Genomic DNA, 15,195 nt, shown 5'->3' on the forward strand with positions numbered 1-15,195 from the left:
CGCGGGTTTTTGTAGGTTGGTTCTGTAATTACCCTTCGGGATGTTTTTGCATTCTGTGGGCAGCGCATCGAAACCTGTCCTCCCTGCGCTCGCTGAGCATCAACGCAATTTATGGCTCTATGCTGAAAAAACTTAGCCTCCCCAGTAATAGCGCAACAATGATCAGTCCACATCCGATACCCCGACAGCCTGAATGTAGATTCATGGGCGCACCCAAGGCTCGCCCAGGTTCAGCGTGATCAGATAACGCTCCTCATTGGGGTGCCGGTCATCCTTGAATCGATGGGCGACCAGCATCACTTGGTATTTATTTCCAGCCTGCCAGTACGAGGTCCCTCCCTGGTACGGGTCCTGCAATTGGGCGCGCCATTCTGGTGTGTCAGCAAAGGGGGGATCATATTTGGCTCGGATGGAGACCCAGCCGCCTTTGCGCCATTGCTCTTGTAGATCCAATACAACCTTGAGGGCATCATCGAGTAGCAGTGGTTCGATTTGAGGGGACATACGAATGCCGCTAACCCGCTGATCGCTGTCGAAGTCCATGGTGAAGAAGCGGGACAACGGGGTCGTGAACGCATATTCAGGGTCGATGAATTGAAGGCGAGCATCGGTTTTGGGAAGCCTGAACCAATGATGCCCAGGAATTGCGGGGTCAATGGCGGCGCTGGAGCGCTTGCGCATGTCCTCCCAAGGTTCTCCAAGCATCAATGCGACTTCTGGCTCGTCGGCGAAAAAACGCATTGTTATTCCCGCCAGTAACGCGGCAGCGAACAGCACGGGTGCGATGCCCTGCCAGCTCACCGTCGTGAGCCTACTCATCGAACATCCCGGCCTTCGGCGATGGCTTCAATCGCCTGTTCTATGCGATTTCGCTCGGTGCTATGTAGCAGGTCGTCAAACTGCGCGGCGGCCTTGAGGACGAACGCCATACGCTGATTGATATCGGCCAAGTTGGCGAATGGATTGTTACTAAAGGCGATCGTGCGTCTTTCATCTGCAGGGTGGCATTGGCTGGCAAGTGTCAGTTCGATGGCTTGCGCGGCCCCGGACGGTATATCTGTGACGTAGGAAAGATGGTTGGCACGCAACAGAGTTATCAATTTCAGATCGTTGTACATTGTCGGTTGAAGAATGTTTTTCTGTTCGTGACGAGCCAGATGCTCAACACCCTCCGCGATGTTGCCAGCGTCAATAGCCCTGAAAGAACGTAGGATTTCCCTATGGTTGGTGCCGAACTCAAGCCTCTCGTGCCCCACCGGCCACAGCACCGGAGACTGACCATTGCCATGAATCTTTCTGCGTAGCGGTAAACATCTCTCCAACAACCCCAACCCCCGCTCCTTATAAAACGCATGCAACGGAAACACATCCAAAAACAGCGTGGTATTGCCCATCGCCATCATCTCGTACACATGTTGATAAAGCTGCTGCACGCTCGATAGCGGTTCACCCTCGCGCCGCCAATCAACATCAGGCACCGGGTTATTACGGCTGGCCTGTTCATACTCCCGCAGGCGCCGCTCGTACTCCCGCAGCTTTGCCTGCCGTTCACGCTCCTCGGCGCTGAACAACCCCCAAACCCCTTTCCGGGCACTCCTTCGCAATTGCTCCGCCGCTTCAAATTCCGCCTGAATTTTCTCGATGGATTCTGCCGCGTGCAGCAAACCGCACCCCACTTGCTTGGAGGCAAACGCCGCAAGGCCCGCCCACTGAAAACGGTTGTCGAGGCGCCAGAGCTGGGCATACGCCGAGTTGATGAGCCGGTTGCGCAACCTGGGGTCGGCGATCAGCTTGCCGCCGGGGGCGATCACGTCTTCTGCCTGCTTCTGGTAGAAGCGCCAATTGCGCTCGCAGGCTGACTCGAGTATTTCGCTGAAAGCGGAAGGCGTTGAGCTCGGGCTGGGATTTTTCGTGGGCGCTGGCGCTTCCGATGCGGTCGCGCTTCGGCGGTGTGCCGCGGAGTCTTCAGCAGTAAGGGTCTGAAACCGCTCGAATTGGTCGGCCAGCAGGCGCGGGGGCGGGTCGCATTTACAGCGGCAGAGATCGTCCGAGAGCGCCACCCGTCGCCCTCGTGCCCACTGCTCCAGGCGCGGGCCAACACAGACTATGACTCCGGTGGTTTTGCACACCGGGCAAAGCACCTCATGACCTTCAAGGGCGATGTCCACTTGGGTGATGCAAAAGCCCGTCAAACCGCCGACGACGGTCCCGCCAGCGGTGGTCTTGGCTCCTCGGGTAATGAAATAGCGGCGCATGCCAGCGATGTCCTTTTGTTCGCAGGGACCAGCACGCTAGGCTCGGCGAGAAAAGCCCGGTAGTCGGACGCTTCGCGGGTTTTTGTAGGTTGGTTCTGTAATTACCCTTCGGGATGTTTTTGCATTCTGTGGGCACCACGTCGAAACCCATTGATAAATGAAGGCTTGTGCTCAGCTATACTCCCCCCCATTTGAATGGCTCTTCGAGGAAACACTGTGAAGAATTGGACCTTGCGCCAGCGGATTTTGGCGAGCTTTGCGGTCATTGTCGCGATCATGCTGCTGATGGTTGTGGTGTCCTACTCGCGGTTGCTGAAGATCGAAGCCAGCCAGGAATCGGTCCGGGACGATGCGGTACCGGGGGTTTACCTCAGTTCGATGATCCGCAGCGCATGGGTCGACAGCTATCTGCTGACCATCGATATCATCGGCCTGCGCGCAGATAAAACCCTCACCAGTGCCGATAAGACGGACTTCAAGTCTTTCGAAGCGCGTATTGAACAGCAGATGGCCAATTACGAAAAAACCGTCAACAGCCAGGCTGATCGCATGGAGTTCGATAACTTCAAGGCGGCGCATATCAACTACAACAAGGCCCTCGCCGAGGTGCTGGCGCGCATTGAAGCCAATGATTTGCCGGGTGCGAGCGTGCTGGTCGAAGAGCAATTGACGCCGATCTGGACCGAAGGGCGCATGAAGCTCAATGACATCATCACCGAAAACAAGAGCGTGTCTGACCGCGCCACATCGGCCATCGACGAGTCGGTGATGTCGGCCAAGCTCAGCATGGCGGTTTCGCTGATCATCGCCATCTTCGCCGCTGGCCTGTGCGGTCTGCTGTTGATGCGCGCAATCATGGCGCCGATGCAGCGTATCGTCGAGATCCTCGACGTCATGCGTACCGGTGACCTGAGCAAGCGCTTGAACCTGGAGCGCAAGGACGAATTCGGCGCGGTCGAAACCGGCTTCAACGACATGATGACCGAACTGACCGCCCTGGTGTCTCAGGCCCAGCGTTCGTCGGTGCAGGTGACTACCTCGGTCACCGAGATTGCCGCCACCTCCAAGCAACAACAGGCCACGGCTACGGAAACCGCGGCAACTACCACCGAGATCGGCGCTACTTCGCGGGAGATCGCCGCCACTTCCAAGGACCTGGTCCGTACCATGACCGAAGTCTCCACCGCCGCCGACCAGGCCTCGGTCGCCGCCGGTTCCGGCCAGCAAGGCCTGGCGCGCATGGAAGAAACCATGCACTCGGTGATGGGTGCGGCTGAGCTGGTCAACGCCAAGCTGGCGATCCTTAACGAGAAGGCCGGCAACATCAACCAGGTGGTGGTGACCATCGTCAAGGTTGCCGACCAGACCAACCTGTTGTCCCTCAACGCCGCCATCGAGGCCGAGAAGGCCGGTGAGTACGGCCGCGGCTTTGCCGTGGTGGCCACTGAAGTGCGCCGCCTGGCCGACCAGACCGCCGTGGCCACCTACGACATCGAGCAGATGGTGCGCGAGATCCAGTCGGCGGTGTCCGCCGGGGTGATGGGCATGGACAAGTTCTCCGAAGAAGTGCGCCGGGGCATGTTCGAGGTGCAGCAAGTGGGCGAGCAACTGTCGCAGATCATCCACCAGGTCCAGGCCCTGGCGCCGCGGGTGTTGATGGTCAACGAAGGCATGCAGGCCCAGGCCACCGGGGCCGAGCAGATCAACCACGCGCTGGTGCAATTGGGCGATGCCAGCAGCCAGACGGTGGAGTCCTTGCGCCAGGCCAGCTTTGCCATTGATGAACTGAGCCAGGTTGCGGTCGGTCTGCGCAGCGGCGTGTCGCGTTTCAAAGTCTGATGAGCGACCTCGCGGCTAAACTCGGCGTCGTCCCGGCAGCGAAAAAGGCGTTGTTCCTGGTGTTCCACATCGGTCACGAACGGTATGCCCTCAAGGCCACCGAAGTGGCCGAAGTGCTGCCGCGCCTGCCGCTCAAACCCATCGCCCATGCACCGCTGTGGGTGGCGGGTATCTTTGCCCATCGTGGCGCGATGGTGCCGGTCATCGACCTCAGTGCCTTGACCTTCGGCGAGCCGGCCCAGGCGCGGACCAGCACGCGGCTGGTGCTGGTCAACTATAAACCTGAGCCCTGGCTCGAGGCGCGTTGGCTGGGACTGATTCTGGAGCAGGCCACCGAAACCCTGCGTTGCGACCCGGCGGAGTTCAAGCCCTACGGCCTGGACAATCCCCAGGCGCCCTACCTGGGACCGGTGCGCGAAGATGCCTTGGGCTTGATGCAATGGATCGGCGTCGCAGATATGCTCACCGATGACGTGCGCGCCTTGCTGTTTTCTGCCGAGCCGAGCCTATGAGCAACGACCCGCGCTTCTTTGCCTTCTTGAAGGAACGCATTGGCCTGGACGTGGCCTCGGTGGGCGAAGCCATCATCGAACGCGCCGTGCGCCAGCGCAGCCAGGCCGTCGCGGCCCACACGGCGGATGAGTACTGGCAGCACCTGCAGCACTCCCACGACGAACAGCAAGCGCTGATCGAAGCGGTGATCGTGCCCGAGACCTGGTTTTTCCGTTACCCCGAATCCTTTGCGACCCTGGCCCGTCTGGCCAAGGCGCGCCTGGCCGAGATCAACCAGTTGCGCGCGCTGCGCATCCTCAGCCTGCCCTGTTCCACCGGCGAAGAACCCTATTCGATCGCCATGGCCTTGCTCGATGCCGGCCTGGCGCCGCATCAGTTCAAGGTGCAGGGCATGGACGTCAGCCCGCTGTCGGTGGAGCGTGCCCAGCGCGGCGTGTATGGCCGCAACTCGTTTCGCGGCGGCGACCTTGAGTTTCGCGACCGCCACTTCACCGAGCAGGCCGATGGTTATCGCATCGACGACCGCGTGCGCGAACAGGTGCGCCTGCAAGTCGGCAACCTGCTCGACCCGGGGTTGCTCGCCAATGAGCCGAGCTACGACTTTGTGTTTTGCCGCAACCTGCTGATCTATTTCGACCAACCCACGCAAAAACAAGTGTTCGACGTGCTCAAGAACCTGACCCACGTGGACGGCGTGCTGTTTATCGGCCCGGCCGAAGGCAGCCTGTTGGGGCGTCATGGCATGCGTTCGATTGGCGTGCCGCAGTCGTTTGCATTCAGCCGGCACACCGAGCCGGTCAAGCCTGAGCCGATATTCGTGCCGATACCCGCGCCCGCGCCTCGGCGCAGCATCGCAGCGGTCCCGCCCAAGCCGCGACCGTTCAGTACGCTCAATGCCCAGGTGGTGCCGATCAAGGCGCCAGCGTCGGAGGCCGGCGACCTGCTCAGCCAGATCGCGACCCTGGCCAACGAAGGCAAAAGCGCCGAGGCCCGTGCCGCCTGCGAGCGTTATTTAAGTCAACACCCGCCGGCCGCCCAGGTGTTTTACTGGTTGGGGCTGCTCAGCGATGTGGCCGGCAACGCCCTGGACGCCCAGGGGTTTTATCGAAAAGCCTTGTACCTGGAACCGCAGCATCCGCAGGCCCTGATGCAGCTGGCCGCGTTGCTCGAAGCCCAGGGCGACATTGCGGCGGCGCGTCGGTTGCAGGCGCGGGCCGCGCGTAGCGAGCTGACAGTGAGCAAAAACCATGAGTAGCCCCAACGCGCTCGACACTGCGGGCCTGGCCCTGACGATGGACGACACCCAGGCCATCGACGATTGCTGGAACCGGATCGGCATTCACGGCGACAAGTCCTGCCCGTTGCTGGCGGACCATATCCATTGCCGCAACTGCTCGGTGTACTCCGCCGCCGCTACCCGCTTGCTGGATCGCTATGCGTTGCAGCAGGACGATCATCGCCCGGTCGCCGATACCCAGGCGAACGAAGACATCGTCACCCGGTCCCTGCTGATATTCCGCCTCGGCGAAGAATGGCTGGGGATCGCCACCCGATGCCTGGTGGAAGTGGCAACCCTGCACCCGATCCATTCTCTGCCGCACCAACGTTCCCGCGCGTTGCTTGGCGTGGCGAACGTGCGCGGCGCGCTGGTGGCGTGCCTGTCGCTGGTCGAGCTGTTGGGCCTGGACGCCATCAACCACGGCACGCCGGGCGGGCGCATCATGCCGCGCATGTTGATCATCGCCGCGCAGGATGGCCCGGTGGTGGTGCCGGTGGATGAAGTCGACGGTATCCATGCCATCGATGAGCGTACTTTGACGGCGGCGTCAGCCTCCGGCACCCAGGCCAGCGGCCGCTTCACTCAGGGCGTGTTGCAGTGGAAGGGCCGTAGCCTGCGTTGGCTGGACGAGGCTCAGTTGCTGTCTGCCGTGACCCGGAGCCTCACATGACCCCCGACCAGATGCGCGATGCCTCGCTGCTGGAATTGTTCAGTCTGGAAGCCGATGCCCAGACCCAGATACTGAGCGCGGGCCTGCTGGCCCTGGAGCGCAACCCGACCCAGGCCGACCAGCTCGAAGCCTGCATGCGCGCCGCGCACTCGCTCAAAGGCGCGGCGCGGATTGTCGGGGTGGACGCCGGGGTCAGCGTGTCCCATGTCATGGAGGATTGCCTGGTCAGCGCCCAGGAAAGTCGCCTGTATCTGCAGCCGGAACACATCGACGCGCTGTTGCAAGGCACCGACCTGCTGATGCGTATCGCCACGCCGGGCAACACCGTGGGGCCGGCGGATGTCGAGGCGTATGTGGCCTTGATGGAGCGCCTGCTCGACCCGTCGCCGCCCACCGCCAAGGTGGCGCCGCCGCCCGCGCCTGCCCCAGCGCCCACTCCGCTGATTGAAGCGCTGCCCGCCGAACCCGAGCCTGCGCTGTCCCTCGGCAGCGAACCGCTGCGTCAGAACAAGCGCATGACCGAAGGCGGCGAGCGCGTACTGCGTGTGACCGCCGAGCGTTTGAACAGCCTGCTGGACCTGTCGAGCAAATCCCTGGTCGAAACCCAGCGACTCAAGCCATACCTGGCCAGCCTGCAACGCCTCAAGCGTGTGCAGGGTAACGGTGTGCGTGCGCTGGACCACCTCGATGGTCACCTCAAGACCCTCGACTTGAGCCTGGAAGCCCAGGAGTCCCTGGCCGATGCCCGCCGCTTGCTGAGCGAAGCCCAAGCCCTGCTGGCGGAAAAAACCGCTGAGCTCGATGAGTTCGGCTGGCAGGCCGGGCAACGCGCCCAGGTGCTTTACGACACCGCGCTGGCCTGCCGCATGCGCCCGTTTGCCGATGTGCTCGCCGGCCAGGTCCGCATGGTGCGCGACCTCGGCCGCAGCCTGGGCAAGCAGGTGCGCCTGGAGATCGAGGGCGAAAAGACCCAGGTCGACCGCGATGTGCTGGAGAAGCTCGAAGCGCCGCTCACCCACTTATTGCGCAATGCCGTCGACCACGGCATCGAAACGCCGGAACAACGCCTGCTGGCGGGCAAGCCGGCCGAAGGCTTGATCCGCTTGCGGGCCTCCCACCAGGCCGGTTTGCTGGTGCTGGAACTGAGCGACGACGGAAATGGCGTCGACCTCGAACGCCTGCGTGGCACGATCGTTGATCGGCATCTGTCGACGGTGGAAACCGCCTTGAACCTCAGCGAGGAAGAGTTGCTGACGTTCCTGTTCCTGCCGGGCTTCAGCCTGCGCGACAAGGTCACCGAAGTCTCCGGGCGCGGCGTCGGCCTGGATGCGGTGCAGCATATGGTCCGCCAACTGCGCGGCGCGGTGGTGCTGGAGCAAGCGGCGGGGCAGGGCAGCCGTTTCCATCTGGAAGTGCCGTTGACCCTGTCGGTGGTGCGCAGCCTGGTGGTGGAAGTCGGCGAAGAAGCCTATGCCTTCCCGCTGGCGCATATCGAGCGCATGTGCGACCTGGCGCCCGACGACATTGTGCAGCTCGAAGGCCGCCAGCATTTCTGGCACGAAGGCCGGCATGTCGGCCTGGTCGCCGCCAGCCAGCTGTTGCAGCGCCCGCCGGGGCAAGGTAATGACGAGACGTTGAAGGTGGTGGTGATCCGCGAGCGCGATGCGGTGTATGGCATTGCCGTGGAGCGTTTTATCGGCGAACGCACGTTGGTGGTGCTGCCGCTGGATGATCGGTTGGGCAAGGTCCAGGATATTTCCGCCGGGGCGTTGCTGGACGATGGCTCGGTGGTGTTGATCGTCGACGTCGAAGATATGCTGCGCTCGGTGGACAAGCTGCTCAATACCGGCCGCCTGGAGCGTATCGCCCGGCGCAGCCAGCAGGCCGCCGAAGCCCCGCGCAAACGCGTGCTGGTGGTGGACGATTCGCTCACCGTGCGTGAATTGCAGCGTAAATTGCTGCTTAACCGCGGTTATGAAGTGGCCGTCGCCGTCGATGGCATGGACGGCTGGAACGCCTTGCGTTCCGAGGACTTCGACCTGCTCATCACTGACATTGATATGCCTCGTATGGACGGGATCGAATTGGTCACACTCTTGCGCCGGGATGCTCGCCTGCAATCGTTGCCGGTGATGGTGGTGTCCTACAAGGACCGCGAAGAAGACCGACGCCGTGGACTCGACGCCGGCGCCGATTACTATCTGGCCAAAGCCAGTTTCCACGATGACGCCCTCCTTGATGCCGTAGTGGAACTGATCGGAGGCGCGCGGGCATGAGGATTGCAATCGTCAATGACATGCCCATGGCCGTGGAGGCGTTACGCCGCGCCGTGAGCTTCGAGCCCGCGCACCAGGTGGTGTGGGTAGCCAGTAATGGCCTGGAAGCGGTGCAGCGTTGCGCCGAATTGACCCCGGACCTGATCCTGATGGACCTGATTATGCCGGTGATGGACGGCGTGGAAGCCACCCGGCGGATCATGGCCGAGAGCCCGTGCGCGATTGTGATCGTCACCGTCGACCGCCAGGCCAATGTCAGCCGGGTGTTCGAAGCCATGGGCCATGGCGCCCTGGATGTGGTGGATACACCGGCCCTGGGCGTCGGCAATCCCAAGGACGCCGCCGCGCCGTTGTTGCGCAAGATCCTCAATATAGGTTGGCTGATCGGCCAGCGCGGCAGCCGTGTGCGCGCCGAAACCGCGCCGCCGCGCAGCACCGGCAAACGCCAGAGCCTGGTGGCGATCGGTTCTTCGGCCGGCGGCCCGGCGGCCCTGGAAGTCCTGCTCAAGGGCCTGCCCCGGGACTTTCCCGCCGCCATCGTGCTGGTGCAGCATGTGGACCAGGTGTTCGCCGCCGGCATGGCCGAGTGGCTGAGCAGCGCCTCCGGCCTGCCGGTGCGCCTGGCCCGCGAGGGGGAGCCGCCACAAAGCGGGGTCGTGCTGCTGGCCGGCACCAATCACCACATTCGTCTGTTGAAAAATGGCACGCTAGCCTATACAGCCGAGCCGGTGAACGAGATTTACCGGCCGTCCATCGATGTGTTTTTCGAAAGTGTGGCCAGCCACTGGAATGGTGATGCCGTCGGCGTGCTGCTGACCGGCATGGGTCGCGACGGAGCCCAGGGGCTCAAATTAATGCGGGAACAAGGATATCTGACCATCGCCCAGGACCAGCAGAGTTCGGCGGTGTATGGCATGCCCAAAGCGGCGGCGGCGATTGACGCTGCTGTTGAAATTCGCCCACTGGACAGAATTGCGCCCCGACTGCTGGAGGTATTTGCAAAATGATCAATATCCCCGGTGGTGCTGGTTTGCGGGCAGTAATTCAGGTGATTGCAGATGAATGATTTACAGATCGACGGCATCAAGACCGACGAAAATGCCGCCATGGTGTTGCTGGTCGACGACCAGGCCATGATCGGCGAAGCCGTGCGGCGTGGCCTGGCCCATGAAGAAAACATCGACTTCCACTTTTGCGCCGACCCGCACCAGGCCATCGCCCAGGCGATCCGCATCAAACCCACGGTGATTCTGCAGGACCTGGTGATGCCCGGCCTGGATGGCCTGACGCTGGTGCGCGAATACCGCAACCACCCGGCCACGCAGAACATCCCGATCATTGTGCTCTCCACCAAGGAAGACCCTCTGATCAAAAGCGCGGCGTTCTCGGCCGGCGCCAATGATTATCTGGTCAAGCTGCCGGACAACATCGAGCTGGTGGCGCGTATCCGCTATCACTCGCGCTCCTACATGACCCTGTTGCAGCGTGATGCGGCCTATCGCGCGCTGCGCGTCAGCCAGCAGCAACTGTTGGACACCAACCTGGTACTGCAACGGCTGATGAACTCCGACGGCCTCACCGGGCTGTCCAACCGCCGGCATTTCGACGAATACCTGGAACTGGAATGGCGCCGCGCCATGCGGGACCAGACCCAATTGTCGCTGCTGATGATCGACGTGGACTTCTTCAAGACCTACAACGACAGCTTCGGCCACGTTGAAGGCGACGAAGCCCTGCGCAAGGTTGCCGCCAGCATCCGTGAAGCCAGCAGCCGGCCTTCGGACCTGCCGGCGCGCTACGGCGGCGAAGAGTTCGCCCTGGTGCTGCCGAGCACTTCGCCGGGTGGCGCACGGCTGGTCGCCGAAAAACTGCGCATGGCCGTCGCCGCCCTGAAAATCCCGCACATCGCTCCGGCCGAGGGCGCGAGCCTGACCATCAGCATCGGCCTGTCGACCATGACGCCGGTGCAAGGCACCGATTGCCGCCAGTTGATCATGGCGGCGGACAAGGGGCTGTATACGGCCAAGAACAACGGGCGCAATCAAGTCGGTATCGAGTGATCCGAGGCCAGTGCCGGTCCACATGTGCGAGGGGCGGCGTGACGACTCGGCTTGCTTCCGATGGCGGTGCGACAGTCACCTAGTGCAGGGCTGACACACCGCTATCGAGGGCAGGCGCCCTCTCACAGTGGATTTTCATGGTTCTTGAGCCTGCCTTTTCGCCAAGCGGGCTGCCGTTTGCGCCTGTTTGTCGTTATACTCGTCGGCTTTCAAAAGTTCGCCAACGAGTGCTGCCCGCCATGGAAATCAACCCGATCCTTAACACCATCAAGGACCTGTCCGAGCGCTCCGAAACTATTCGGGGGTATCTTTGACTACGATCAAAAGCATGAGCGTCTGACCGAAGTCAATCGCGAGCTTGAAGATCCGAGTGTCTGGAACAAACCCGAATACGCCCAGGAACTGGGCCGCGAGCGCGCAGCGCTGGCGCAGATCGTCGACACCCTCGACGAACTGAACACCGGTCTGGCCGATTGCCGCGACCTGCTGGACATGGCTGTCGAAGAAAACGACGAAGGCGCGGTAGGCGATGTCGTCGCCGAGCTGGCCCGTCTCGAGGAAAACCTCGCCAAGCTTGAATTCCGCCGCATGTTCAGCCACGAAATGGACCCGAACAACGCCTACCTGGACATCCAGGCCGGTTCCGGCGGCACCGAAGCCCAGGACTGGGCCAACATCCTGCTGCGGATGTACCTGCGCTGGGCCGACAAACGCGGTTTCGACGCGACCATCATGGAGCTGTCGGCCGGTGAAGTCGCCGGCATCAAAGGCGCCACCGTTCACATCAAGGGTGAATACGCCTTCGGCTGGCTGCGTACCGAGATCGGTGTGCATCGCCTGGTGCGCAAGAGCCCGTTCGACTCCGGCAATCGCCGCCACACCTCGTTCTGCGCGGTGTTCGTCTCGCCCGAGATCGACGACAAGGTGGAAATCGAGATCAACCCGGCCGACCTGCGGATCGACACCTATCGCTCCTCCGGTGCCGGTGGCCAGCACGTAAACACCACCGACTCGGCGGTACGTATCACCCACGTGCCGACCAACACCGTGGTCAGTTGCCAGAACGAACGTTCCCAGCACGCGAACAAGGACACCGCCATGAAAATGCTGCGGGCCAAGTTGTACGAGCAGGAAATGCAGAAGCGCAACGCCGCTTCCCAGGCGTTGGAAGACACCAAGTCGGATATCGGCTGGGGTCACCAGATCCGTTCCTATGTTCTGGACGCGTCGCGGATCAAGGATCTGCGCACTAACATCGAACGCAGCGACTGCGACAAGGTGCTCGACGGCGACATCGACGAATACCTGGAAGCCAGCCTGAAATCGGGGCTGTAAACCGCCAGCCCGACCTCAAGTCCCCCGTCAGTGGCGGGGGCAACGAACCTGTGATGGAAAATTTAAAGACATGAGCGACCAACAACTCGACCCGCAAGCCCTGCAACAGGAAGAAAACTCCCTGATCGCCCTGCGCAAGGAAAAGCTTGCTGCCGAGCGCGCCAAGGGCAATGCCTTCCCCAACGACTTCCGCCGCGATGCCTACTGCGAAGACTTGCAGAAACAGTACGCGGACAAGACCAAGGAAGAGCTGGCAGAGGCTGCGATCCCGGTCAAGGTGGCAGGTCGCATCATGCTCAACCGTGGCTCGTTCATGGTGATCCAGGACATGTCCGGGCGCATCCAGGTCTACGTCAACCGCAAGACCCTGCCGGAAGAAACCCTGGCCGCCGTGAAAACCTGGGACCTGGGCGACATCATCGCCGCCGAAGGCACCCTGGCCCGTTCCGGCAAGGGCGACCTGTACGTTGAAATGACCAGCGTGCGCCTGCTGACCAAATCCCTGCGCCCGCTGCCGGACAAGCACCACGGCCTGTCCGACACCGAGCAGCGTTATCGCCAGCGCTACGTTGACCTGATCGTCAACGAAGACGTGCGCCACACCTTCCGCGTGCGTTCGCAAGTGATTGCCCACACCCGCGCCTTCCTGATGAAGCGTGACTTCCTGGAAGTGGAAACGCCGATGCTGCAGACCATCCCCGGGGGGGCCGCAGCCAAGCCGTTCGAAACCCACCACAACGCGCTGGACATGGGCATGTACCTGCGTATCGCGCCGGAGCTGTACCTCAAGCGCCTCGTGGTCGGCGGCTTCGAAAAAGTCTTCGAGATCAACCGCAACTTCCGCAACGAAGGCGTCTCGACCCGGCACAACCCTGAGTTCACCATGTTGGAGTTCTACCAGGCCTACGCCGACTACGAAGACAACATGGACCTGACCGAAGAACTGTTCCGCGAACTGGCGCAACTGGTCCTGGGCAGCACCGACGTGCCGTATGGCGACAAGGTGTTCCACTTCGGCGAGCCGTTCGTGCGGCTGTCGGTGTTCGACTCGATCCTCAAGTACAACCCTGAGTTGACTGCCGACGACCTGACCGACATCGACAAGGCCCGCGCCATCGCCAAGAAAGCCGGCGCCAAGGTGCTGGGCTTCGAAGGCCTGGGCAAGCTGCAGGTGATGATTTTCGAAGAGCTGGTGGAGCACAAGCTGGAACAGCCGCACTTCATTACCCAGTACCCGTTCGAAGTGTCGCCGCTGGCCCGTCGCAACGATGACAACCCGAACGTCACCGACCGTTTCGAACTGTTCATCGGCGGCCGCGAAATCGCCAACGCCTACTCCGAGCTCAACGACGCGGAAGACCAGGCCGAGCGCTTCATGGCCCAGGTGGCCGACAAGGACGCCGGCGACGACGAAGCCATGCACTACGACGCCGACTTCGTGCGCGCCCTGGAGTACGGCATGCCGCCGACCGCGGGCGAAGGCATCGGCATCGACCGCCTGGTGATGTTGCTGACCAACTCGCCGTCGATCCGCGACGTGATCTTGTTCCCGCATATGCGGCCACAAGCGTAACCGTAGCGAAATCCGAAGCCGCCTTTTATAAGGCGGCTTTTTTATGTGGCGTAAATAAGCGTCAAGCAAACAGCGCCAGGTTTTGATCTTTTCAAGGATGTGTGTCGTGAACCGCGTAATCGCTCAGGAAGGAGCCGCTGGCATTGCCGCTGCCGTGGCTGAAAGTGTCCAGTACCAGGGCCGCAAGGCCAGTCGTCGGGGCAGCGAGCAACGCAGGCAAGATATTCTCGATGCCGCCATGCGTATCGTGGTGCGTGATGGCGTGCGAGCCGTGCGTCACCGTGCCGTGGCGGCGGAAGCTGGGGTGCCCCTGTCGGCGACCACCTATTACTTCAAGGACATCGATGACCTGCTCACCGATACCTTCGCCCAATACGTCGAGCGCAGCGCCGCATTCATGGGCAAGCTGTGGGTGCGTAACGAAGGCTTGTTGCGCGAGATGGTCGCGTATGGCGATGGCAGCCCGGAGTCGCGTTCGCAACTGGCCGATGACATTGCGCGGTTGACCGCCGATTACGTGCAGCGCCAATTGAGCAATCGTCGCGAGTACTTGATGGCCGAACAGGCCTTTCGCCAGGAAGCCTTGCTCAACCCGCGCCTGGCCGAGCTGGTGCGTTCTCACCAGCAGATCCTGTTGCAGGGCACCGGGCAGTTTTTCCAGGTATTGGGCTCGCGCGAGCCGCAACAGGATGCCAAAGTGTTGACGGCGATTATCGGTCGGATGGAATATCAGGGCCTGCTGGACGGCGCGGAACCGCTGAGCGCTGACGACATGCTTGAGATCCTCAAGCGTTACATGCATTTGGTGTTGGCCTCGGTCTGACACCGGGAGTGTCCAATGAAAGCCTGGCGTGTCGCGGTCGTCGCCTTGTCGTTCCTCTTCCTCAGCGGTTGCCTGGTGACCTTCAAGGAACCGCTGCCGACCAGCGAGGCGGCGCCCGCTGCGCTGGTGGGCCAATGGACGAGCAAGAATGCCTGGGGCGAGCCGCTCAACCTGCAGATCAGCCGCGCCGGCAAACACCGCTACAAAGCCGTGAGCTACCCTCAGGCCAAGCCCGGCCAGCGTGATGAGTATGTGTTCAGCGTCTCGCGCCATGGCAATCGCTGGTATCTGTCGGCGCCGTTGCCGGGCAAACTCGGTGGGCATTACGTCCTGGCGGGGTTCGAACTCGACGAAACGCACGAATTAGTGGTCTATAACCTCGACCTCGAGCAAATTCACCAGGCCATCGGGCAGCGGTCGTTGCACGGCAGCACGGTGGACACCGTGGAAGGCCCCGGCGTACTGGTCGACAGCCCGATGGACCAGGTGTTTGCCTACCTGGATGACCCGGCCAATGCCGATGTGTTCGTTGAAGCTGCGCGCTACCGGCGTGCGGATAAATAACGTTTAAA

At 61.9% G+C, this 15,195-nt stretch carries 13 protein-coding genes; 11 read left to right on the top strand and 2 right to left on the bottom strand.

Annotation, left to right across the window (positions count from 1 at the left end; translation table 11 throughout):
- Positions 1 to 201: 201 nt before the first annotated feature.
- Together ACP7E3_RS18900 and ACP7E3_RS18905 are read right to left on the bottom strand one after the other, a co-directional pair.
- Complete coding sequence (locus ACP7E3_RS18900; protein ID WP_426124051.1) at positions 202 to 819, bottom strand: hypothetical protein; 618 nt, start codon at positions 817 to 819, stop codon at positions 202 to 204.
- The gene (locus tag ACP7E3_RS18905) at positions 816 to 2,255 is read right to left on the bottom strand and encodes a PAAR domain-containing protein (RefSeq protein WP_426124053.1); all 1,440 of its coding nucleotides are present in this window, start codon (positions 2,253 to 2,255) and stop codon (positions 816 to 818) included. Before ACP7E3_RS18905 ends, ACP7E3_RS18900 begins: the two co-directional genes overlap by 4 nt.
- A 216-nt stretch (positions 2,256 to 2,471) precedes the next feature.
- Here ACP7E3_RS18905 and ACP7E3_RS18910 point away from each other — a divergent pair, with 216 nt between their 5' ends.
- The 11 genes from ACP7E3_RS18910 (at position 2,472) to ACP7E3_RS18960 (ending at position 15,187) form a co-directional block, all read left to right on the top strand.
- Positions 2,472 to 4,094 carry a methyl-accepting chemotaxis protein gene (locus ACP7E3_RS18910; RefSeq protein WP_046384494.1) on the top strand — a complete coding sequence of 541 codons (1,623 nt, stop codon included), beginning with the start codon at positions 2,472 to 2,474 and terminating at the stop codon, positions 4,092 to 4,094.
- Positions 4,094 to 4,606: a chemotaxis protein CheW gene (locus ACP7E3_RS18915; protein WP_288077219.1), complete on the top strand. Its 513-nt coding sequence runs from the start codon at positions 4,094 to 4,096 to the stop codon at positions 4,604 to 4,606. Before ACP7E3_RS18910 ends, ACP7E3_RS18915 begins: the two co-directional genes overlap by 1 nt.
- The gene (locus tag ACP7E3_RS18920) at positions 4,603 to 5,862 is read left to right on the top strand and encodes a CheR family methyltransferase (RefSeq protein WP_057004708.1); all 1,260 of its coding nucleotides are present in this window, start codon (positions 4,603 to 4,605) and stop codon (positions 5,860 to 5,862) included. Before ACP7E3_RS18915 ends, ACP7E3_RS18920 begins: the two co-directional genes overlap by 4 nt.
- Positions 5,855 to 6,556, top strand: coding sequence for a chemotaxis protein CheW (locus ACP7E3_RS18925; RefSeq protein ID WP_046384491.1), 702 nt, complete (start codon positions 5,855 to 5,857; stop codon positions 6,554 to 6,556). The genes ACP7E3_RS18920 and ACP7E3_RS18925 overlap by 8 nt, the downstream gene beginning before the upstream one ends.
- Positions 6,553 to 8,832, top strand: coding sequence for a hybrid sensor histidine kinase/response regulator (locus ACP7E3_RS18930; protein WP_426124056.1), 2,280 nt, complete (start codon positions 6,553 to 6,555; stop codon positions 8,830 to 8,832). The genes ACP7E3_RS18925 and ACP7E3_RS18930 overlap by 4 nt, the downstream gene beginning before the upstream one ends.
- Positions 8,829 to 9,839 (top strand): chemotaxis response regulator protein-glutamate methylesterase, encoded by a 1,011-nt coding sequence (locus tag ACP7E3_RS18935; RefSeq protein ID WP_046384489.1) that lies wholly within the window; start codon positions 8,829 to 8,831, stop codon positions 9,837 to 9,839. Before ACP7E3_RS18930 ends, ACP7E3_RS18935 begins: the two co-directional genes overlap by 4 nt.
- A gap of 51 nt (positions 9,840 to 9,890) precedes the next feature.
- Positions 9,891 to 10,892, top strand: a complete 1,002-nt coding sequence (locus ACP7E3_RS18940; protein ID WP_046384488.1) for a response regulator — start codon at positions 9,891 to 9,893, stop codon at positions 10,890 to 10,892.
- A 239-nt stretch (positions 10,893 to 11,131) separates the two neighbouring features.
- Positions 11,132 to 12,227 (top strand): peptide chain release factor 2 gene (prfB, locus tag ACP7E3_RS18945; protein WP_098100956.1). Its coding sequence is split into 2 segments (ribosomal slippage): positions 11,132 to 11,203 and positions 11,205 to 12,227, totalling 1,095 coding nucleotides; the frame shifts between segments, so codons are not numbered across the junction.
- A gap of 70 nt (positions 12,228 to 12,297) precedes the next feature.
- Positions 12,298 to 13,800: a lysine--tRNA ligase gene (gene lysS, locus ACP7E3_RS18950; RefSeq protein WP_046490136.1), complete on the top strand. Its 1,503-nt coding sequence runs from the start codon at positions 12,298 to 12,300 to the stop codon at positions 13,798 to 13,800.
- Between the two features lie 106 nt (positions 13,801 to 13,906).
- A complete protein-coding gene (locus ACP7E3_RS18955; RefSeq protein ID WP_017844698.1) occupies positions 13,907 to 14,623 on the top strand; it encodes a TetR/AcrR family transcriptional regulator in 717 nt (238 codons plus the stop codon).
- Between the two features lie 15 nt (positions 14,624 to 14,638).
- Positions 14,639 to 15,187: a hypothetical protein gene (locus tag ACP7E3_RS18960; RefSeq protein WP_261754164.1), complete on the top strand. Its 549-nt coding sequence runs from the start codon at positions 14,639 to 14,641 to the stop codon at positions 15,185 to 15,187.
- The last annotated feature ends 8 nt before the right edge of the window (positions 15,188 to 15,195 follow it).

The sequence above is a fragment of the Pseudomonas sp. PSPC2-3 genome (assembly GCF_049898265.1).
GTDB lineage: Bacteria > Pseudomonadota > Gammaproteobacteria > Pseudomonadales > Pseudomonadaceae > Aquipseudomonas > Aquipseudomonas veronii.